Consider the following 19243-nt stretch of genomic DNA (forward strand, 5'->3'; position numbering starts at 1 on the left):
GGGCAAGCTATTGGCAAGAACCGGCGGACGCGGGAGGTGCGCATGGTGATGCATCGTCGGCGGCCGCCGCGTGTGGGGCTCGTGCTGGGCGGCGGGGCGGCGCGCGGCTGGGCCCATATCGGCGCGATACGCGCACTCGAGGAGGCCGGCATCAAGCCCGACGTGGTGTGCGGCACCTCGATCGGCGCGCTGGTGGGCGCCGTCTACGCCAATGGCGATCTCGACTGGCTCGAGGACTGGGTCGGCAAGCTCACATGGCAGACGGTGGTGCGGCTGCTCGACTTGCGCTTTTCCGGCGGCCTGCTGGGCGGGCGCAAGGTGATCGACCTGTTCGCGAAGCAGTTCAACGGCCGTGTGATCGACGAACTGGCGATGCCGTTCACGGCCGTGGCCACCGAGCTCGACACGGGCCGCGAGGTGTGGCTGCGCGAGGGCGGCGTGGTGGACGCGGTGCGCGCCTCCATCGCGATTCCGGGCCTCTTCACGCCGATCTGGCATGACGGTGTGTGGCTCGTCGACGGTGGCCTCAGCAACCCGGTGCCGGTCTCGGCGGCGCGGGCGATGCGCGCCGACACGGTGATCGCCATCGACCTCAATCACGACATTCTCAATGGCCGCGACCTGGGCGGCGCGATCGACACCGTGCCGCGCGAAACGCCGGCCGAGGTGGGCGGCGCGGGTGCGTCGGCTGCGAGTGGCGCGCAGCCGGAATTGCCGCTTGAAGCCCAGTCAGACGCGCAAGCCGGCTCGCTGCCGGATGCGGACCCCGCACCGCTGCTGCGCCGCAATGGCAAGCCCTTTCCGCAATGGCTGCAGCCCTCGGGGCCGGGCGCGCTGGGCGGGGCGGATGTGCGCGTCGCGCCGCCTCCCAGCGCGCGCGTGCCGTCGATGCTCAGCTCGATTGCCCAGAGCATCGACATCATGCAGGTGCGCATCACGCGCAGCCGGCTGGCGGGCGAGCCCGCCGACGTGCTGATCCAGCCGCGCCTGGGCGGCATGGGCATCTTCGACTTTCATCGCGCCGCGCCGGCCATTGCGGAAGGGCGCGCAGCCGTGCAGTACATGCTGCCCGCGATCAAGGCGCAGTTGGGGATGGACTAAGGCGCGCCGCCGCGTGCTGTGTGGAATCGCGAGCAAGACGCCCGCGCGCGCCTTTCGATCAAAGATTCAGAATGCCGGCGATGGCAAATTTGGCCGCGCTCAGCTCGTCTTGCGTCGCGCGCTCGCCTCTGTGGCGCCAAACCCTCCCCGTCAAGGAAAGCGTGGTGATCTGGTCCGCCATGGCGACACACGGTTTGCTCAGGCCGCTGATCGGGATTTCCGATTCCCAGCCGTGAATGGTGCTGGTGATGGGCAGCCCGATGAAGCGGCTCGTGAGTTCGTTGAATTCGGCGTCTGTGATGACGAGGGCCGGGCGAAAGCCGTTTTGCTCATTGCCCACACCCGGACCGACATTCAGCCAAACGATATCGCCTGCGTCTGGTGTTCCGTTCTTCATGCGTCTTTACCAAAGATCAAAACGCGCTGGGTCATCGGGACCGCCGAATTCGAAGCCCTGCGGCGCGCCGAAGTCGATGAGCGGCGGCTGCTCGAGCCTGCTCTCGTGCAACTGACGCAAATAGCGCTCGCGCGAGAAGCGCCGTATGGCTGTATGAGCGCGGACCGTAAGCACGCCGTCTTCGACTTCCACTTCGATCTCCTGTCCTTCGGTGAGCGCCAGCTTGGCTGCGACGCTCGCCGGGATACGTACCGCGAGGCTATTTCCCCAACGCTTGAGGGTTTGAATGGCCATTGTCCTTCTCCTTGGGTGAGCCGCCAGTCTGCCAAACGGCGTATCAACGCGTAGATACACTGCGAGGCTACCCATCGATCAGGCTTGTGTCAACGCGTTGATACGCGAAATCGATGCCGTTGCTTCACGGCAACGCCGCGATCCACGCCCATCCTTGTGCCGAGCGCCTCAGCGCCGTGACGGCGAGCGGTGCGATCTCCAGATGCCTGAACGACGCCGATGGCGCGCTGAGCGCATGCAGGATCGCCGCGCGGATCACCGGCGCGTGCGTGAAAGCCACAACAGTTTTCTCCGCCTCGGGAAGCGCGTCGAGCCATGCCCCCACGCGTGAGCGCACGCCGTCGAACGATTCGCCGCCACCGGGCGGCCTGAAGGCCGGATCGCGCGTCCAGGCTGCGAGTGCATCGGGCTGCTCCCGCGCGACATTCGCGAGGCGCAGACCTTGCCACACGCCGTAGGCGGCGTCCGCGAGCGCATCGACGCGCTCGGCTGCAAAGCCGGCCGCCTGCGCGCTCGCGCGGGCGATGGCAGCGGGACTCGTCAGTGCGCGCGGCGCTTGCCCGTCGGCGCCGGCGAAGCGCGCTTGCCAGCGCGCACGCCAGGCTTCGATAGCCTCGATGGCGCGTGCATCGAACGCTTCTTCTTCGCGATTGTCCCCGCCCGGCGTGCGAGGAAATGTCCCCGCCCGCAAGGCGGCATTGGCTGCATGACATACCAGCCAGACTGTCGTTCCCGGCATCGGCCTGTTCTCCCACCCATCGTCGGTTTGTTTACATCCGGCTTGTGCCGCGCTTGCATCCGGCCCGCGCAAGGCCGGCCCAGCGCGTAGAATACGGGCTCGCCCCACACGCGGAAGCCGGTGCAAGTCCGGCACGGTCGCGCCACTGTAACCGCGCGCCTTCGATACGTCGAAAGCCGATGTCTCGAAGCCACGGAAGCCAGACCCGCGTGTCATGTATTGGGGCACACCCGGAGCAATTTCATCCCACGACTAACGGGGCGCGTAACCCCAGGAGAAGTCATCATGTCCGAAGCCGCATTCCATCCGGCGCAGCCGTCGCATGCGCCGGCCACGCCCGCACCCATCCCCTTGCGCGAGATCCTGCCCTGGGCCGTCTTCGGCGGTCTCATGCTGCTGCTCGCGCTGTACTTCGTCGGCGCCGAACAGGGCGCGACGTCGATCTTTCCGGGCATGTACGTTCACGAATTCGTTCACGACGGCCGCCATCTGCTTGGCTTTCCGTGCCACTGACCGGGAGCTGACATGGTAGGCAAGCTGTTGATACGCGGGATGCTCGCAGGCATCGCCGCGGGACTCCTCACGTTCTCGTTCGCGAGAGTGGTGGGCGAGCCCCAGGTCGACCAGGCCATCTCATTCGAGGAAAAAGCCGATGCCGCAAAGGGCGAGGCGCCCGAGCCGGAAATCGTGAGCCGCGCGACTCAGGCGAGCTACGGGCTCTTCACGGGCGTGATGGTCTACGGCGCGTCGATTGGCGGGATCTTCGCGCTCGTGTTCGCGTATGCGCGCGGGCGCACCGGCCGCCTCTCGGCGCGTGCGCTGTCCGCCTCGCTCGCGCTCGCGGCGTTCGTCGCCATCGCCATCGTGCCGAACATCAAGTATCCGGCGAATCCGCCTTCGGTCGGCGACCCCGACACGATCGGCTATCGCACGGGGCTCTTCTTCCTGATGATCGCGATTTCGCTCGCCGTCACGGTGTTCTCGCTCAAGGTGCGCGGCGCGCTGGCGGCGAAGTGGGGCGGCTGGAACGGCTCGATTGCGGCGCTCGTGCTGTTTGTCGTGGCGATCGGCGTGATTCAGGCCGCGCTGCCCGCTATCAACGAGGTGCCGGCCGCGTTCCCGGCCGTGCTGCTCTGGAAGTTCCGCAGCGTCGCGATCGGCATGCAGGCAATCCTCTGGACCGTGATCGGGCTCTTGTTCGGCGCGCTCGTGGAGCGCCTCGAACGTGCGAGTGCGCGCGAGGGGGCGCTCCCGGCGCACGGGGCCTGAGGGTCCCTCGCTTCTATCGAAAAAGCGACCCGAAACTTGTGAAAACGCCCCACTTGCTGGGGCGTTGTCTTTTTAGCTTTCAAAATCATCGCGCCCTTGGCGGCGCGGGCCAAAACGCCGGCCAGGCGTGCGAAGCGCGCGGATGGTGCGCTGCAGCATAGGCGGCGTGCGCGTTTGAGCAATCTATTTTGCACTGCGACCATCCGCGCACATCTTCCAAACAACGCTCGCGGCAACGCCCGGGGCGTCGACAACATCTTCACGGAGACGCGCGTGATCCTCTACGGCTTTGGCCCGGTGCTGCTCGCTGGCACGATCCAGACGATCGAACTTTCGCTGCTCTCGCTCGGCGTGGCCGTGCTGCTCGGCCTCGCGGGGGCGGCAGCGAAGCTCTCGTTCAACCGTCCGCTCGCAGCCTGCGCGACGGCCTACACCACGCTGATCCGCTCGGTGCCCGATCTCGTGCTGATGCTGCTGCTCTTCTACAGCATCCAGATCGGCGTGAACGAGGCCACCGACGCGCTCGGCATGGCGCAGATCGACATCGACCCGTTCGTGGCCGGTGTCCTCACGCTCGGTTTCATCTACGGCGCGTACTTCACGGAGACGTTCCGCGGCGCGTTTCTTTCGGTGCCGCGCGGCCAGCTCGAAGCGGGCTACGCCTACGGCATGAGCGGCGCACGCGTGTTCGCGCGCATCCTGTTTCCGCAGATGATGCGCTTTGCGCTGCCCGGCATCGGCAACAACTGGCAGGTGCTCGTGAAGGCGACGGCGCTGGTCTCGATCATCGGGCTTGCCGACGTCGTGAAGGCCGCGCAGGACGCGGGCCGCAGCACCTTCAACCTGTTCTTCTTCCTCGTGGTCGCGGCGCTCATCTACCTCGCGATCACCACCATTTCCAACTTCGCGCTGATCTGGCTCGAACGCCGCTATTCAGCGGGCGTGCGCCACGCGCAACTGTGAGTCTGCGGAGAGCGAACCGATGAACGAAATCATCCAGCAATTCGGCCGCGCGTTCCTGTACTGGGACGGCGAGCATGTTTCCGGCCTCGCGATGACGCTCTGGCTGCTCGTGATCTCCGTGGCGTTCGGCTTCGTGTGCGCGGTGCCGCTTGCGGTCGCGCGCGTCTCGAGCCGGCGCTGGCTCTCGCTGCCGGTGCGCTTTTACACCTACGTGTTCCGCGGCACGCCGCTCTACGTGCAGTTGCTGCTGATCTACACGGGCGTGTACAGTCTCGCCTTCATTCGCTCCGAGCCGCTGCTCGACGCGTTTTTCCGCAGCGGCCTGAACTGCGCGGTCCTCGCGTTCGCGCTCAACACCTGCGCCTACACGACGGAGATTTTCGCGGGTGCGATTCGCGCGACCTCGCACGGCGAAGTGGAAGCGGCGCGTGCCTACGGCATGAGCCCGTTCACGATGTACTGGCGCATCGTCCTGCCTTCGGCGCTGCGCCGCGCGCTGCCGCTGTACAGTAACGAAGTGATCCTGATGCTGCACGCGACGACGGTGGCGTTCACCGCGACGGTGCCCGACATCCTCAAGGTCGCGCGCGACGCCAACTCGGCCACCTACCGCTCGTTCGAGTCGTTCGGGCTCGCGGCGCTGATCTACTGTGCGGTATCGTTCGTGCTGGTGGCTGCGTTCCGCCGCGCGGAGAAGCGCTGGCTCGGCCACCTCGCCGTGCGTACGCGATAATTTTTGGGAGACCATCTTGGCTCAGACGATGCAAACGACCCCGCGTGCGACGCAAACCCCGGCGCAATCCTCGCAATCCTCGAATAGCAAGCTGATTGCGCGTGACATCCACAAGCGCTACGGCGACAACGAAGTGCTCAAGGGCGTCTCGCTCGACGCGAAGAAGGGCGACGTGATCAGCATCATCGGCGCGAGCGGCTCGGGCAAGAGCACGTTCCTGCGCTGCATCAATTTTCTCGAGAAGCCGAACGCCGGCGAGATCGTCGTGGACGGCGAGGCCGTGCGCACCAAGGCGGGCCGCAACGGCGACCTCGATGTGGCCGACCACAAGCAGCTCCAGCGCATCCGCACCAAGCTCGCGATGGTGTTCCAGCACTTCAATCTCTGGTCGCACATGAATGTGATCGAGAACGTGATCGAGGCGCCGATGCACGTGCTCGGCGTGCCGCGCAAGGAAGCCGAGGAGCGTGCGCGCGCGTATCTGGAGAAGGTCGGTCTCGCGCCGCGCGTGGAGAAGCAGTATCCCTCGCACCTCTCGGGCGGTCAGCAGCAGCGCGTGGCGATCGCGCGCGCGCTCGCGATGAACCCCGACGTGATGCTCTTCGACGAGCCCACCTCGGCGCTCGACCCCGAGCTCGTGGGCGAAGTGCTCAAGGTGATGCAAAAGCTCGCCGAGGAAGGCCGCACGATGATCGTCGTCACGCACGAAATGGGTTTCGCGCGCAACGTCTCCAATCATGTGATGTTCCTGCATCAGGGCCGCACCGAGGAACAGGGCGCGCCCGCCGACGTGCTCGGCAATCCGAATAGCGAGCGGCTGCGCCAGTTCCTCTCGGGCAGCCTCAAGTAAGCGGGGCGCCAGAACGTGTCGAATGCGGTGTCCCGCACCACTCAGGTCGCGATCGTCGCCTTGCCGCCGGTCTCGATGTCGGGCGTGGGCCCCATCGTCGACGCGCTCAATCTCGCCAACGAGATCGACGGCCGCGCGCTCTACCGCTGGCAGATGTGCTCGTGGAACGGCCGGCCCGTGCCGCTCGCGGGCGGCGCGCAATGGCCCGCCGACTGCGCGTTCGGCGACGCGCTCTCGTGCGACTGGCTCATCGTCGTAACCGAGCGCTTTCAGCAGTTCGCCGATTACCGCCTCTTTCTCGCGAGCCTCGCGCGCGTGGGGCAGCGCACGCCGCTCGTGACCGGCATCCATCACGGCATCTGGTGGCTCGCGATGGCCGGGCAGCTCCAGGGCTATCGCGTCGCCGTGAACTGGGAGACCTATCAGCAGTTCTCCGAGCAGTTCGAGCGCACCATCGTCACGCAGCACATCTACGAGATCGACCGCGACCGCGCGACCTGCTCCGGCGGCCAGGCCACGCTCGATTTCATGCTCGCGATGATCGGCCGCGAGCACGGGCCGGAACTCGTCGACCGCATCGCCGACGCGCTGGGCGCCAGCACGCTCAGGAGCGGCGACGAGCGTCAGCGCATTCCGTTCGTGACCGCGCCCGGTGAGCGCCATCCGCGCCTGAACGACGCGCTCATGCTGATGGAGGCGAATATCGAAGATCCGCTCACGACCGACGAGATCGCCGGCCACGTGGGCGTCTCGCGCCGGCAGCTCGAGCGGCTGTTCAGGCAGTACCTGAATGCGATGCCGTCGAAGTACTACCTGGGCTTGCGGCTGGCAAAAGCGCGCTCGCAGTTGCAGCGCACCAGCAAGTCGGTGGTGCAGATCAGCCTCGCGTGCGGGTTTTCATCGGCGGCGCATTTTTCCAACGCCTATCGCGAGCGCTTCGGCGTGACGCCGCGCGAAGACCGCCGCAACTGGATCGAGCGCCAGCACGGCGGCGCGGCCGGCGCGGTGCAGGAGCCGCGCGCGGGCGCGCTCGTGGAGCCGCCGGAGCGCGACTGAGCCTGACTGAACCTGACTGAGCGCGGCCGCCGGTGCTGGCTCGCGCCTGCTCGTGCCAGCTTGCGTCGGCTAGTGCGTGATCGCACCCGCATTCAGGTTCCGACGAAAAAACACGTCGCGGTTACGCAAGACGATTGCCGCACGGTTGCCTACACTGCTTCTGTTACTCCTGAAAAGGGCGCTGCGCCGCAACAGACACGCGCCGCCCGAAGCCAGAACCCCAATTTGAGCCCAAGAGGATTCGCCATGAACGACCAGACTGTGAGCCGCAAGACCTTCGACGAAGTAATGGTGCCGTGCTTTTCACCCGCGCCGTTCGTCCCCGACCGTGGCGAGGGCTCGCGCGTATGGGACACCGAGGGCCGCGACTATATCGACTTCGCATGCGGCATCGCCGTGACGTCGCTCGGCCACGCCAATCCCGAACTGCTGCGCGTGCTGCACGAGCAGGGCGGCAAGCTCTGGCACATCGGCAATGGCTACACCAACGAGCCGGTGCTGCGCCTCGCGCGCAAGCTCGAAGCGCTCACGTTCGCCGAGCGCGCGTTCTTCGCCAACTCGGGCGCCGAGGCCAACGAGGCCGCGCTCAAGCTCGCGCGCCGCGTGGCGTTCGAGCGCCATGGCGAGCAGAAGGCCGAGATCGTCTCGTTCACGCAGTCGTTCCATGGCCGCACCTTCTTCACGGTGAGCGTGGGCGGCCAGCCGAAGTATTCGGAAGGTTTCGGCCCGGTCCCCGCCGGCATCGTGCATCTGCCGTACAACGACATCGAAGCCGCAAAGCGCGCGATCGGTGCGCAGACTTGCGCCGTGATCGTCGAGCCCGTGCAGGGCGAGGGCGGTGTGATTCCCGCCGATCCGGCCTTCCTGCAAGCGCTGCGCGAGGCCTGCGACGCGCACAACGCGCTGCTGATTTTCGACGAAGTGCAAACGGGCGTGGGCCGCACCGGCACTTTCTACGCGTATGAGGATACGGGCGTGACGCCCGACATCCTCACCACGGCCAAGGCGCTCGGCAACGGCTTTCCGATTGGCGCGATGCTCACGACCGAAGCCATCGCGGCGCACTTCAAGGTGGGCGTGCACGGCACGACCTACGGCGGCAATCCGCTGGGCGCGGCAATCGCCGACAAGGTGGTCGAGCTCGTGAGCGACCCGGCGCTGCTCGCCGGCGTGCGCGCGCGCGGCGAGGCGATCCGCGCCAGGCTTGCGCATCTGAATGAGCGCTTCGACGTGTTCAAGGAAGTGCGCGGCAAGGGCCTCCTGATCGGCGCCGAGCTGAGCGCACGCTTTGCCGGCCGCGCGAAGGACTTCAACGCGGCAGCCGCGAACCGCGGCGTGATGATGCTGATCGCAGGCCCCGACGTGCTGCGCTTCGCGCCCTCGCTCATCATTCCCGAAGCCGACCTGAACGAGGGCTTCGCACGCCTCGAGAAGGCCTTCGAAGATGTGATCGGCGCGCGCTAACAGCCCGCACGCCCCTCATTCGATACAGGACCGACGATGCTATTCGTTCGCCCCGCAAGGCTCTCCGATCTCGATGCGATCGCCCACATGGCCCGCACCGCGCAACCCGTGCTGCACTCGCTGCCGCACGACCGCGCGGCGCTGGAAGCGCGCATCGCGCTTTCCGAGGACTCGTTTCGTGCCCAGGTGGATTTCCCCGGCGAGGAGTTCTATCTCTTCGTGCTCGAAGATTCGGTGACGGGCAAGCTCGTCGGCACCTCGAGCATCGTCGCGGCCGCGGGCTATTCGGAGCCGTTCTACGCGTTTCGCAACGACGCGCTGATTCACGCCTCGCGCGAGCTGCACGTGAACCGCAAGATTCACGCGCTCACGATGTCGCACGAGCTCACAGGCAAGAGCCGGCTCGCGGGCTTCTACATCGACCCGTCGCTGCGCGGCGACGCGGCCGCGCATCTGATGTCGCGCGCCCGCATGATGTATGTGGCGATGAACCGGCGCCGCTTCACGCCCGAGGTGTTCTCGCTGTTGCTCGGCGTGACCGACGACGCGGGCGTCTCGCCGTTCTGGGAAGCGGTGGGGCGCAAGTTCTTCGGCCGTGATTTCAAGGACATCGAAATGGTTTCGGGTGGCCGCAGCCGCACCTTCATCGCCGAAGTGATGCCCGCGTATCCGCTTTACGTGCCGCTCCTGCCCGAGGCCGCGCAACGCGTGCTGGGCGAGCCCGACCCGAGCGCCTTGCTTGCCTATGAGATTCATCTGGAAGAAGGCTTCGAGACGGACCGCTACGTCGATATCTTCGACGCCGGCCCCGTGATGACCGCGCAGGTGGACCGCACGTCGTCGGTCGCGGGCAATGAGACGCGCACGGTGCGCGAGAGCGCAAGCGCGGCTCAGGGCGCGAAGTATCTCGTCGCGAGCCAGCACGGCGGCGAGTTCCGCTGCGCACTGGCGACGCTGCCTGAAGCCGTCGAAGCAGCGGGGGCGAGTGCCGCGCGCCACGGCGCACACGTGCCGGCCGCGGCGCCGCTCGATGCGGCCACGCGCGCGGCGCTCAATGTGCAGGATGGCGAGGCGGTGCGCTGTGCGCCGCTGTATCCGGAAACGCCGCAAAACGAGGACGAATCGATGGGAGAAGCGCAATGATTGTGGTACGCGTCGTGCAGACGGGCGATGTGGACGCGCTCGTCGCGCTCGCCCAGGAAACCGGCCCGGGTCTCACGACCTTCAAGCCCGACCGTGAGGCGCTCGCAGCGCGCATCGAGCGCACGCGCCGCACGCTCGCGGGCGAGGCCTCGCAGGGCGAGGCGGGCTACTTCTTCGTGATGGAAGACACCGCGACCGGCGACGTGGCCGGTGTGTGCGGCATCGAAACCGCCGTGGGCCTGCAGCAGCCGTTCTACAACTATCGCGTGAGCACGGTCGTGCACGCGAGCCAGGACCTCGGCATCTGGACGCGCATGCGCGCGCTCAACATTTCGCACGACCTCACGGGCTATGCCGAGGTGTGCTCGCTGTTCCTCTCGCCGCGCTATCGCACGGGCGGCATGGGCGGCCTGCTCTCGCGCTCGCGCTTCATGTTCATCGCGCAGTTCCGCGAGCGCTTTCCGGAGCGCATCTGCGCCGAGTTGCGCGGGCACTTCGACGCGGAAGGCACGTCGCCATTCTGGCGCGCCGTCGGTTCGCACTTCTATCAAATCGACTTCAACGCAGCCGACTATCTGAGCTCGCACGGCCGCAAGGCGTTTCTCGCCGAGCTGATGCCGCGCTTTCCGGTGTACGTCGAGCTGCTGCCCGAGGACGCGCAGGCCTGCGTGGGCCTCACGCACGCGGACACGGTGCCGGCGCGACGCATGCTCGAAGCCGAAGGGCTGCGCTACGAGAATCACGTCGACATCTTCGACGCGGGCCCCGTGCTCGAATGCCATACCTCCGATTTGCGCACGGCGCGCGAGAGCGTGGTGGTGCCGGTGCGTATCGGCGATATGGGTGCGCAGGAGGCGGAAGAGGGCGTGCGCTCGCTCGTGTCGAACACGTCGCTGACCGACTTCCGCGTGGGCTTTGCCCCGGGCGTCGTGCACGACGGCGCGTTCACGCTGAGCGCGCAGGAAGCGGCGGCGCTGAACGTCGCAGAGGGCGAGTTGGTGCGCGTGCTGGGCGCGACGCACAAGCCGCGGCAAGGTTAAGGGCGAGGCTGCAGAGCCACCCAGAAAGACAAGGATGACCATGAACGAGCTTTTCATCGATGGGCAATGGTGCGCGGCTAGCGGCCCCGCATTCGCTTCGCACAATCCGGGCACGGGCGAGACCGTGTGGAGCGGCAATGCCGCGAGCGCCGAGGACGTGGACCGTGCGGTGAGCGCCGCGCGCCGCGCCTTCGTCGCGTGGTCGCAGACGCCGTTCGAGGCGCGCTGCGAGATCGTCAAGCGCTTCGCCGCGCTCGTCACCGAGCGCAAGGAGCAACTTGCGCAGGCGATCGGCCGCGAGACCGGCAAGCCGCTCTGGGAAGCGCGCACCGAGGCCGCCTCGATGGCTGCCAAGGTGGCGATCTCGATCACGGCCTATGGCGAGCGCACCGGCGAGAAGCGCAGCGAAATGGCCGACGGCACGGCCGTGCTGCGCCATCGCCCGCACGGCGTGGTGGCCGTGTTCGGGCCGTACAATTTCCCGGGCCATCTGCCCAACGGGCACATCGTGCCGGCGCTGATCGCGGGCAACGCGGTTGTCTTCAAGCCGTCGGAGCTGGCGCCTGACGTTGCGCGCGCAACGGTCGAGATCTGGCGCGATGCGGGGCTACCCGCGGGCGTGCTCAATCTCGTGCAGGGCGAGCGCGACACGGGCATTGCGCTGGCGAACCATCGCCAGATCGACGGGCTCTTCTTCACGGGCAGCTCGGATACCGGCACGCTGCTGCATCGCCAGTTCGGCGGCCGCCCCGAGATCGTGCTCGCGCTGGAGATGGGCGGCAATAACCCGCTCGTCGTGGCGCCGGTGGAGGATATCGACGCCGCCGTGCATCACGCGATCCAGTCGGCGTTTCTCTCGGCGGGGCAGCGCTGCACCTGTGCGCGCCGCATCCTCGTGCCGACCGGCGAGTTCGGCGAGCGCTTCATCGAGCGCTTCGTCGAAGTGTCCTCGCGCATCGCGGTGGGCGAATACAACGCCGAGCCGCAGCCGTTCATGGGCGCCGTGATCTCGGCGCGCGCGGCGGCGAAGCTGATTCAGGCACAGGCCCAACTGCTCGAACGCGGCGCGAAGGCGCTCTTGCGCATGGAGCAGCGCGACCCCGCGCTCGGCTTCGTGACGCCGGGCATCCTCGACGTGACGAATGTGGCCGACCTGCCCGACGAAGAGCATTTCGGGCCGCTCGCGCAAATCATCCGCTACGCCGGTTTCGACGACGCCATCGCGCAGGCCAACAACACGGCCTACGGTCTCTCGGCGGGCCTGCTCGCCGACGACGCCGCGCTCTGGCAGCGCTTCTCGGGCGAGATCCGCGCGGGCATCGTGAACTGGAACCGGCCCACCAATGGCGCGTCGAGCGGCGCGCCCTTTGGCGGCCCGGGCCGCTCGGGCAACCACCGTCCGAGCGCATTCTACGCCGCCGACTACTGCGCCTGGCCGATGGCCTCGGTCGAGAGCGCACAACTGACCATGCCCGCGAGCGTCTCGCCGGGCCTTCAATTCTGAGGATCGACGATGACTAACCACGCAACGGCGTCCGCAGCGACGCTCGCGGGCACCCTGGAAGCCAACTTCGACGGCCTCGTCGGCCCCACGCACAACTACGCCGGGCTCTCGTTCGGCAACGTCGCCTCGCAGAACAACGAGAAGTCGGTCGCGAACCCGCGCGCCGCCGCGCAACAGGGCTTGCGCAAGATGAAGCGCCTTGCCGACCTCGGCTTCGCGCAGGGCGTGCTGCCGCCGCAGGAGCGTCCCTCGATGCGCCTGTTGCGCGAGCTGGGCTTCACGGGCAAGGACGCCGAGGCCATCGCGCGCGCCGCGAAGGACGCGCCCGAGCTGCTCGCGGCCGCAAGCTCCGCCTCGGCGATGTGGACCGCGAACGCGGCCACCGTGAGCCCCTCGGCCGACACGCCCGAGCGCCGCGTGCACTTCACGCCCGCGAACCTGTGCAGCAAGCTGCATCGCGCGATCGAGCACGAGTACACGCGCCGCACGCTCGGCACGATCTTCGCTGACCCGTCGCACTTCGTGGTGCACGACGCGCTGCCGGGCACGCCCGCGCTCGGCGACGAAGGCGCGGCCAATCACACGCGCTTTTGCGCCGAGTACGGCGAGCGCGGCGTGGAGTTCTTCGTCTATGGCCGCAGCGAATACCGCCGCGGGCCGGAGCCCAAGCGCTTCCCGGCGCGCCAGACTTTCGAGGCGAGCCGCGCGATCGCGCAGCGCCATGGCCTCACCGATGACACGACGGTGTTCGCGCAGCAGACTCCCGAAGTGATCGACGCCGGCGTCTTCCATAACGATGTGATCGCCGTGGGCAACCGCAGCACGCTGTTTTGCCACGAGCGCGCATTCGTCGACCAGAAGAGCGTCTATGACGAGCTGCGCAGGAAGCTCGAGGCGCACCGCGCGCCGTTCGATGTGATCGAAGTGCCCGACGCCCAGGTGAGCGTGGCGGACGCGGTCTCGTCGTATCTGTTCAACAGCCAGCTCCTGAGCCGCGCCGACGGCAAGCAGATTCTCGTCGTGCCGAAGGAATGCCGCGAGAATCCGCGCGTGGCGAGCTATCTCGACGAGCTGGCCGCGAAGAGCGGCCCCATCGACGAGGTGCTCGTGTTCGACTTGCGCGAGAGCATGAAGAACGGCGGCGGCCCGGCGTGCCTGCGCTTGCGCGTGGTGCTGAGCGAGGCCGAGCGCGCGGCGGTGGCGCCGGGCGTGTGGATGAACGATGCGCTGTTCGCACGTCTGGATGCGTGGATCGCGAAGCACTATCGCGATCGCCTCGCGCCCCAGGATCTCACCGATCCGGCGCTGCTGGTGGAGTCGCGCACGGCGCTCGACGAGCTCACGCAGATCCTCGGCCTGGGGTCGCTCTATGACTTCCAGCGCTGAGCCGCTCAGGTCCCCGCACGCGGCGGGGGCGGCCACGCCCGATTGCCTCGCCGATTTTCTTGCCACGACGCTGGCAGGCGTTCGGCCCGCAAGCGAGGCGCAAGCGCAGGGCACTTGCGCGTACGGCGCGGTGCGCTGGCAATGGCTCGACGAAGGCGTGCTGCAACTCGAGCCGGAGTACACCGGTGGCGCACGGGGCGAGACGACGAAGAGCGTGCTGCTCTCCGCAGGCGTGCACGGCGACGAGACCGCGCCCATCGAGCTGCTTTCGCAGATGGTGGCCGATGTTGCGGCGGGGCGCCTCGCGCTCGCATGCCGCCTGCTGGTCGTGCTCGGCAACGTGGCGGCGATGCGCGCCGCCACGCGCTACGAAGACGACGACCTCAACCGTCTGTTCGGCGGCCGCCACGCGCGCGTGCCGCAAAGCCGCGAGGCGCCGCGCGCCGTGGTGCTCGAAACGGCGGCGCAGCGTTTCTTCGCCGATGCGCCTGCGCTGCCCGGCGCGCGCTGGCACCTCGACATGCACACGGCGATCCGCGCCTCGGCGTTCGAGCAGTTCGCGCTGCTGCCCTATACCGGCGACGCCCCCACGCGCGCGATGTTCGACTGGCTCGCCGACGCGCGCATCGCCGCCGTCCTGATCCATACGGAGAAGGGCGCGACGTACTCGTCGTTTACCGCCGATGCTTGCGGCGCGCTCGCGTGCACGCTCGAGCTCGGCAAGGTGCAGCCGTTCGGGCAGAACGATCTCGCGCGCTTTGCGCCGGCCGACGCGGCGCTGCGCAGGCTCGTTTCGGGCGCGCAGGCCGCTGAGGACGAAGCGATGCCGCGCGTCTTCACGGTGATCGGCCAGATTACGAAGCAAAGCGATGCCTTCGCGCTGCACGTGGCCGCCGACGTGCCGAACTTCACGCCGTTCGCGCGCGGCACGGTGCTGGCGGAGGACGGCACGTATCGCTACGTCGTCGCACACGACGAAGAGCGCATCGTGTTTCCGAATCCCACCGTGAAGCCGGGTTTGCGCGCGGGTTTGCTCGTGGTCGACACGAGCGCTGAAACACTTGCCTCGCTGACCTGAATTGCCTGAATCGCGCGTGGCGCGGCGACGCGTTCGCCGCGCCACGCGTCCCGCGCGAAAACCCCGCCAGAAGGCGTTTCCCGGCCGCTTGTGCCGGGCGCGGTACAATCGCGGCCTCGCGGTTGCTGCGGCGCGTCATAGACGATGCGCCCGTTTGAGCCGCCCTTTTTGGCGCAGCGATCCTGCACCGAAGCGCGCCGTAGGACCTCTGAAGCGCGCTGTAATTCGACTGGACTGAGACACTGATGAACATGAACTGGAACAAGCTGGCCACTTTCACGCTCTGCGCGGCCTTCACCCTGGCTGCGGGCGCCGCCCAGGCCGCCGATATCAAGGAAATCCGCTTCGGCGTCGAGGCATCGTACGCGCCGTTCGAATCGAAATCGCCCACGGGCGAGCTGCAGGGCTTCGACATCGACGTGGGCAACGCGGTCTGCGCGAAGCTCAAGGCGAAGTGCGTGTGGGTGGAGAACTCGTTCGACGGCCTGATTCCGGCGCTGCAGGCGCGCAAGTTCAACGCCATCAACTCGGACATGACGATCACGGATCAGCGCCGCCAGGCCATCGATTTCACCGATCCGATCTACGCGATCCCCAACCAGATGATCGCGAAGAAGGGCAGCCCGCTGCTGCCCACGCCCGAATCGCTCAAGGGCAAGCACGTGGGCGTGCTCCAGGGCACGATCCAGGAAACCTACGCGAAGGCCAAGTGGGCGCCCGTGGGCGTCGACGTCGTACCGTACCAGACCCAGGACCAGATCTACGCCGACCTCGCCTCGGGCCGTCTGGACGCGTCCTTCCAGGACGCCGAGGCCGCATCGAAGGGCTTCCTGAACAAGCCGCAGGGCGCGGGCTTCGCGTTCGCGGGACCGCAGGTCGTCGACGCGAAGCTGCTCGGCGAGGGCGTGGGCTATGGCGTGCGCAAGAACGACGCGGCGCTCAAGGCCGCGCTCAACGGCGCACTCAAGGACCTCAAGGCCGACGGCACGATCGACAAGATCGCCGCGAAGTACTTCAACGTGAAGGTCGTGCTCAAGTAAGCGCGCACATGCGTGAGCGGCGGGTGCAATCCCGCCGCGAATGCCGGCGAGGGCGTTGCCCCGCCGGCATTTTTATTTGGACCACGCGTGGGCTTCATATGCGCGACGTATCGGCCAGGATAAAATCGATCGACAAAGAAGGCGCCTTTGCAGCCGCACGGGCAGCGCGAACGGCGAGCAACAACAAGCAATAACAGGCGAGAACGAGCCGCACGAGAGACCACACGACCAGGCGCGCGCGCAACGCGAGGCGCTTCGCGGGGGACCCATGAGCTTCAATGCCGCAGACCGGCCGCGCATGTCCGGCGTCGATGGCAGCTATCGGATAGACGAATCTTCGACCGAACCGCCGGCCAATCCCTGGCACGTCTACTTCGCGCGCGCGCCTTTGCTCGATCGCGACGGCATGCTCTGCGCGTTCGAGACGCTGCCGCGCGTCGTGGTGCGCGAAGGGTTCGGGCAACACGCCAAAGCCCACGCCGGCGAAGCGCCATCGAGTGACGGCGCGGCGCAGACCGGGGCGCAAAACCGCGCACTGATCGAAGCGTTCGGCGCGCCCGCGCTGCGCGGGGCGCTGAGCGGACATCCAGCGTGGCTCGACGTGACGCGCGAGCGATTGCTGGACGATGTGCTGCTGCGCTTGCCCGCCGATCGCGTGATCCTGGAGCTGCCGCCTGGCATCGGCGCCGATCCCGAGGTGATCGCGCGGCTCGTCAAGCTGCACGGCAAGCGCTATCGCTTCGCGCTCGACCACGTCACGAAAGCCGACGAGTCGTTCGCGAAGCTGCTGCCCTATGCGGACGCCGTCAAGCTCGATCCGCGCGGCATTGCGCCTGCGCTGCTGCCGAAGTTCACGAGCGTGCTCAAGGCGGCGGGCAAGATCCTCGTGGCGCTGAACATCGAGACGGCCGCCGAATACGAGCGCGCTCACGCGCTGGGCTTCGACCGCTTCCAGGGCTACTACTTCGCGAAGCCCCAGGGCGGGGCGCGCCGTGCGAGCGCGCCGCGCCAGGCGTTGCTGAACCTGTTGCAGCTACTGGCCTCGGAGCCCACCGTGATGCAGCTCGAAGCGGAGTTGAAGCTCAATCCCGTGCTCGTGATGCATCTCATGCGGCTCGCGAACTCGAGCAGCTTCGGTCTCGGGCGCAAGGTGAGCACGTTGCGCGAGGCGATCAACGCGACGGGCACCAACCGCATCGCGCGCTGGACGCAGCTATTGCTGTACGCGGACGGCCGCAAGATCTCGCTGGAAGTCGATCCGCTGCTGCAGCTCGCGGCCACGCGCGCGCGCTTCATGGAGCTTGCCGCGGCGGTGCTGCCCGAAGCCGGGCCCGCGGAGGAAGATGCGGCGTTTCTCGTCGGCGTGTTCTCGTTTGTCGACGCCGTGTTCGGCGGCCCGCTCGACCAGACGCTCGAAATGCTCAGGCTGGCCAAGCCGATCCGCGCGGCCATCGCGCGCCGCGAAGGCGTGCTGGGCCGCCTGCTCGGCGTGAGCGAGGCGCTCGAGCGCGGCGACTGGGCGGCCGTGGATGCGGCGTGCGCCACGCTCGCGCCGCTCGACGCGGGGGCGCTGGCGGCGCTTGCGCTTGCGGCGGCGGAGTGGGCCGGCACGGCCGAGCGCAACGCCGAGGCCGAGGGGCTCGCGCGGATCGAGGACTGAGGTGCTGGCCCAGTGCGCCGGGGCAGGCGGGCGACGCCGCGCGCTGGAGCGACCGGAGGGATTGGCGGGGGCTGAAGACGCTTACGCCTTCACGGGACTCGCGCTGAAGAAGCGCGCCAGCTCGTGCGCGAGCTCGTTTAGCGCGCTCATTTCCTTTTGCAGGATGCGGCGCGGCTCCTGGCTCAGCAGCCAGTCGCCATAGAGCAGCGCCACGGGCGGCTCGCCAGGGTGGGCCACCGGCAGCAGCACGAACGCGCGCGCGTCGTCGAGGCGCGCGCGGTACCAGGCCGGCAGACGCGCAAGCATTTTCGGGTCGCGCGCGTTTTCAATGAAGATGCCCACCGAGTTCGCAATCGCGAGATGGAACACGTCGGGCTGGAACGCCGCGCTGAACGCGAGCCGCTCCAGATTGTCCTCGACCTGCGGGCCGAAGCCGCGCTGCGCCTCGAACATGTTCGCGCCGCGCCGCACGAACACGACCGTGCGCGCGAAGCCGAGGCCGGCCAGCACGGTCTCGGTGGCGAGCGTGAGCGCCGTGGAGAGCGGGCTCCCGGCGGGAAGCGCGCGCAGGTCTTGCACGCCCGCGGCGATGCGCGCCTCGGGGTCGAGCGACTCGCGCGCGATGGCGTCGGCGTTCGCGCGCAGCTCGACGATCTCGCGCATCACGCCGTCGTTGGCTTCTTCGTTGGCGAGCGCGAGGCTCATCTGCACGAGCATTTCCGGATCGGTGGAGAGCGCGCGCCCGTAATGATGCGCGAGGTCCGAGATGTGCTCTTCGCGCGTTTCGTCGGTGAGGCCCGCCGTGGTGAGCACGCGCGCCACCTCGGTCGAATAGTTCGTGATCGCGCGCAGCCATTGCACCTGGCGCGACTCGCTGCCCGCCGGATCGTATTCGCCCATGCCTTCGCGGATCGTCTCGGGCAGGCGCCAACGCGTGGCCGCGTCCTGGCCAATTTCGGTGAAGGTCACGCCGAGCACGTCGATGCAGGCATCGTCTTCGTTCGTGCCTTGCTCGCATTCGCGGCGGATCTGCTCCCACTCCGGCTCGAGGTAGAACACCACGAGGAGCTTGCCCACCTGGCGCATCAGCGTGCAGACCACGGCCTCTTCGCCCGCGCGCAGGTCGCCGCGCTCGGTCAGCTTGCGCGCGACGCACCCCGAAAGCATCGTGCGGTTGAGCTCGAGCTTGGCGTCGATGCGGCGCGGCGCGCTGTGATGAAAGTGGTCGACGATCTTCAGGCCCACCACGAGATGGCCGACCGCGTCCATGCCGAGCACCATCAGCGCGCGCGTGACGGTCGTGATGTTGCCGCCGAAGGCCATGTACATGGCGGAGTTGGCGAGACGCAGCACCTTCTGCGTGAGCGCGAAGTCCGAGAGCACGACCTTCACGAGCGCGGTGAAGTCGTAGTCGTCGTTGGTCATGGCGGCAACCGTCGTGCGCAGCGATTGCGACAGGATGGGGAAGTCGCCGCGCTCGTTCATACGAGCCCAGAGCCGGTCGAGCAGGACTGCCTTTACCATCT

General features: G+C 67.7%; 19 protein-coding genes. 15 read left to right on the forward strand and 4 right to left on the reverse strand.

The genetic code is table 11. From position 1 onward, the window contains the following. Window positions 1-45 precede the first annotated feature (45 nt). Window positions 46-1101 carry a patatin-like phospholipase family protein gene (locus EYW47_RS04895; RefSeq protein WP_133194198.1) on the forward strand — a complete coding sequence of 352 codons (1056 nt, stop codon included), beginning with the start codon at window positions 46-48 and terminating at the stop codon, window positions 1099-1101. A gap of 58 nt (window positions 1102-1159) precedes the next feature. Here EYW47_RS04895 and EYW47_RS04900 read toward each other — a convergent pair whose 3' ends face one another. From EYW47_RS04900 to EYW47_RS04910, 3 genes are all read right to left on the reverse strand, one after another. After that, a complete protein-coding gene (locus tag EYW47_RS04900) occupies window positions 1160-1498 on the reverse strand; it encodes a type II toxin-antitoxin system PemK/MazF family toxin (protein ID WP_133193757.1) in 339 nt (112 codons plus the stop codon). A gap of 6 nt (window positions 1499-1504) precedes the next feature. Beyond that, a complete protein-coding gene (locus tag EYW47_RS04905; RefSeq protein ID WP_133193758.1) occupies window positions 1505-1792 on the reverse strand; it encodes an AbrB/MazE/SpoVT family DNA-binding domain-containing protein in 288 nt (95 codons plus the stop codon). 124 nt (window positions 1793-1916) lie between these two features. Beyond that, complete coding sequence (locus tag EYW47_RS04910; protein WP_133193759.1) at window positions 1917-2531, reverse strand: histidine phosphatase family protein; 615 nt, start codon at window positions 2529-2531, stop codon at window positions 1917-1919. A 285-nt stretch (window positions 2532-2816) separates the two neighbouring features. Between EYW47_RS04910 and EYW47_RS04915 the strand changes: the two genes are divergently transcribed. From EYW47_RS04915 to EYW47_RS04980, 14 genes are all read left to right on the forward strand, one after another. Then, on the forward strand, window positions 2817-3044 hold the full coding sequence (locus EYW47_RS04915) for a CbtB domain-containing protein (protein WP_133193760.1): 228 nt from the start codon (window positions 2817-2819) through the stop codon (window positions 3042-3044). Between the two features lie 12 nt (window positions 3045-3056). Continuing rightward, entirely contained in the window at window positions 3057-3800 is a 744-nt protein-coding gene (locus tag EYW47_RS04920) for a CbtA family protein (RefSeq protein WP_133193761.1), read from the forward strand. Window positions 3801-4073: 273 nt separating this feature from the next. Then, a complete protein-coding gene (locus EYW47_RS04925; protein ID WP_133194199.1) occupies window positions 4074-4763 on the forward strand; it encodes an ABC transporter permease in 690 nt (229 codons plus the stop codon). Between the two features lie 19 nt (window positions 4764-4782). Beyond that, window positions 4783-5496, forward strand: coding sequence for an ABC transporter permease (locus tag EYW47_RS04930; RefSeq protein WP_133193762.1), 714 nt, complete (start codon window positions 4783-4785; stop codon window positions 5494-5496). Between the two features lie 28 nt (window positions 5497-5524). Beyond that, on the forward strand, window positions 5525-6346 hold the full coding sequence (locus EYW47_RS04935; RefSeq protein ID WP_133193763.1) for an ABC transporter ATP-binding protein: 822 nt from the start codon (window positions 5525-5527) through the stop codon (window positions 6344-6346). Between the two features lie 75 nt (window positions 6347-6421). After that, window positions 6422-7402, forward strand: coding sequence for a GlxA family transcriptional regulator (locus tag EYW47_RS04940; protein WP_133194200.1), 981 nt, complete (start codon window positions 6422-6424; stop codon window positions 7400-7402). Between the two features lie 246 nt (window positions 7403-7648). Then, window positions 7649-8866, forward strand: a complete 1218-nt coding sequence (locus EYW47_RS04945) for an aspartate aminotransferase family protein (protein ID WP_133193764.1) — start codon at window positions 7649-7651, stop codon at window positions 8864-8866. A 36-nt stretch (window positions 8867-8902) separates the two neighbouring features. After that, window positions 8903-10009, forward strand: coding sequence for an arginine/ornithine succinyltransferase subunit alpha (gene aruF / locus EYW47_RS04950; RefSeq protein ID WP_133193765.1), 1107 nt, complete (start codon window positions 8903-8905; stop codon window positions 10007-10009). Beyond that, the gene (astA, locus tag EYW47_RS04955) at window positions 10006-11049 is read left to right on the forward strand and encodes an arginine N-succinyltransferase (RefSeq protein WP_133193766.1); all 1044 of its coding nucleotides are present in this window, start codon (window positions 10006-10008) and stop codon (window positions 11047-11049) included. The genes aruF and astA overlap by 4 nt, the downstream gene beginning before the upstream one ends. Window positions 11050-11089: 40 nt before the next feature. Continuing rightward, window positions 11090-12553 carry a succinylglutamate-semialdehyde dehydrogenase gene (gene astD, locus EYW47_RS04960; protein ID WP_133193767.1) on the forward strand — a complete coding sequence of 488 codons (1464 nt, stop codon included), beginning with the start codon at window positions 11090-11092 and terminating at the stop codon, window positions 12551-12553. A gap of 9 nt (window positions 12554-12562) precedes the next feature. Further along, window positions 12563-13939 (forward strand): N-succinylarginine dihydrolase, encoded by a 1377-nt coding sequence (astB, locus tag EYW47_RS04965; RefSeq protein WP_133193768.1) that lies wholly within the window; start codon window positions 12563-12565, stop codon window positions 13937-13939. Beyond that, window positions 13923-15017, forward strand: a complete 1095-nt coding sequence (gene astE / locus EYW47_RS04970) for a succinylglutamate desuccinylase (RefSeq protein WP_133193769.1) — start codon at window positions 13923-13925, stop codon at window positions 15015-15017. Before astB ends, astE begins: the two co-directional genes overlap by 17 nt. Window positions 15018-15262: 245 nt before the next feature. Further along, window positions 15263-16057, forward strand: a complete 795-nt coding sequence (locus EYW47_RS04975) for an ABC transporter substrate-binding protein (protein ID WP_133193770.1) — start codon at window positions 15263-15265, stop codon at window positions 16055-16057. Window positions 16058-16325: 268 nt separating this feature from the next. Further along, window positions 16326-17717: an EAL and HDOD domain-containing protein gene (locus tag EYW47_RS04980; RefSeq protein ID WP_377784852.1), complete on the forward strand. Its 1392-nt coding sequence runs from the start codon at window positions 16326-16328 to the stop codon at window positions 17715-17717. Between the two features lie 81 nt (window positions 17718-17798). Here EYW47_RS04980 and EYW47_RS04985 read toward each other — a convergent pair whose 3' ends face one another. Then, window positions 17799-19241, reverse strand: coding sequence for an HDOD domain-containing protein (locus tag EYW47_RS04985; protein ID WP_133194202.1), 1443 nt, complete (start codon window positions 19239-19241; stop codon window positions 17799-17801). Between the last annotated feature and the right edge of the window lie 2 nt (window positions 19242-19243).

Origin of the sequence: Paraburkholderia silviterrae (assembly GCF_004353915.1) — a bacterium.
Lineage (GTDB): Bacteria > Pseudomonadota > Gammaproteobacteria > Burkholderiales > Burkholderiaceae > Paraburkholderia > Paraburkholderia silviterrae.

Excerpts from the sequence above, each read along its gene's own strand:
- EYW47_RS04900 (WP_133193757.1), bottom strand. The coding sequence starts at position 1,498 with ATGAAGAACGGAACACCAGACGCAGGCGATATCGTTTGGCTGAATGTC.
- EYW47_RS04905 (WP_133193758.1), bottom strand. The coding sequence starts at position 1,792 with ATGGCCATTCAAACCCTCAAGCGTTGGGGAAATAGCCTCGCGGTACGT.
- EYW47_RS04910 (WP_133193759.1), bottom strand. The coding sequence starts at position 2,531 with ATGCCGGGAACGACAGTCTGGCTGGTATGTCATGCAGCCAATGCCGCC.
- EYW47_RS04915 (WP_133193760.1), top strand. The coding sequence starts at position 2,817 with ATGTCCGAAGCCGCATTCCATCCGGCGCAGCCGTCGCATGCGCCGGCC.
- EYW47_RS04920 (WP_133193761.1), top strand. The coding sequence starts at position 3,057 with ATGGTAGGCAAGCTGTTGATACGCGGGATGCTCGCAGGCATCGCCGCG.
- EYW47_RS04930 (WP_133193762.1), top strand. The coding sequence starts at position 4,783 with ATGAACGAAATCATCCAGCAATTCGGCCGCGCGTTCCTGTACTGGGAC.
- EYW47_RS04935 (WP_133193763.1), top strand. The coding sequence starts at position 5,525 with ATGCAAACGACCCCGCGTGCGACGCAAACCCCGGCGCAATCCTCGCAA.
- EYW47_RS04940 (WP_133194200.1), top strand. The coding sequence starts at position 6,422 with ATGTCGGGCGTGGGCCCCATCGTCGACGCGCTCAATCTCGCCAACGAG.
- EYW47_RS04945 (WP_133193764.1), top strand. The coding sequence starts at position 7,649 with ATGAACGACCAGACTGTGAGCCGCAAGACCTTCGACGAAGTAATGGTG.
- aruF (WP_133193765.1), top strand. The coding sequence starts at position 8,903 with ATGCTATTCGTTCGCCCCGCAAGGCTCTCCGATCTCGATGCGATCGCC.
- astA (WP_133193766.1), top strand. The coding sequence starts at position 10,006 with ATGATTGTGGTACGCGTCGTGCAGACGGGCGATGTGGACGCGCTCGTC.
- astD (WP_133193767.1), top strand. The coding sequence starts at position 11,090 with ATGAACGAGCTTTTCATCGATGGGCAATGGTGCGCGGCTAGCGGCCCC.
- astB (WP_133193768.1), top strand. The coding sequence starts at position 12,563 with ATGACTAACCACGCAACGGCGTCCGCAGCGACGCTCGCGGGCACCCTG.
- astE (WP_133193769.1), top strand. The coding sequence starts at position 13,923 with ATGACTTCCAGCGCTGAGCCGCTCAGGTCCCCGCACGCGGCGGGGGCG.
- EYW47_RS04975 (WP_133193770.1), top strand. The coding sequence starts at position 15,263 with ATGAACATGAACTGGAACAAGCTGGCCACTTTCACGCTCTGCGCGGCC.
- EYW47_RS04980 (WP_377784852.1), top strand. The coding sequence starts at position 16,326 with ATGAGCTTCAATGCCGCAGACCGGCCGCGCATGTCCGGCGTCGATGGC.
- EYW47_RS04985 (WP_133194202.1), bottom strand. The coding sequence starts at position 19,241 with ATGGTAAAGGCAGTCCTGCTCGACCGGCTCTGGGCTCGTATGAACGAG.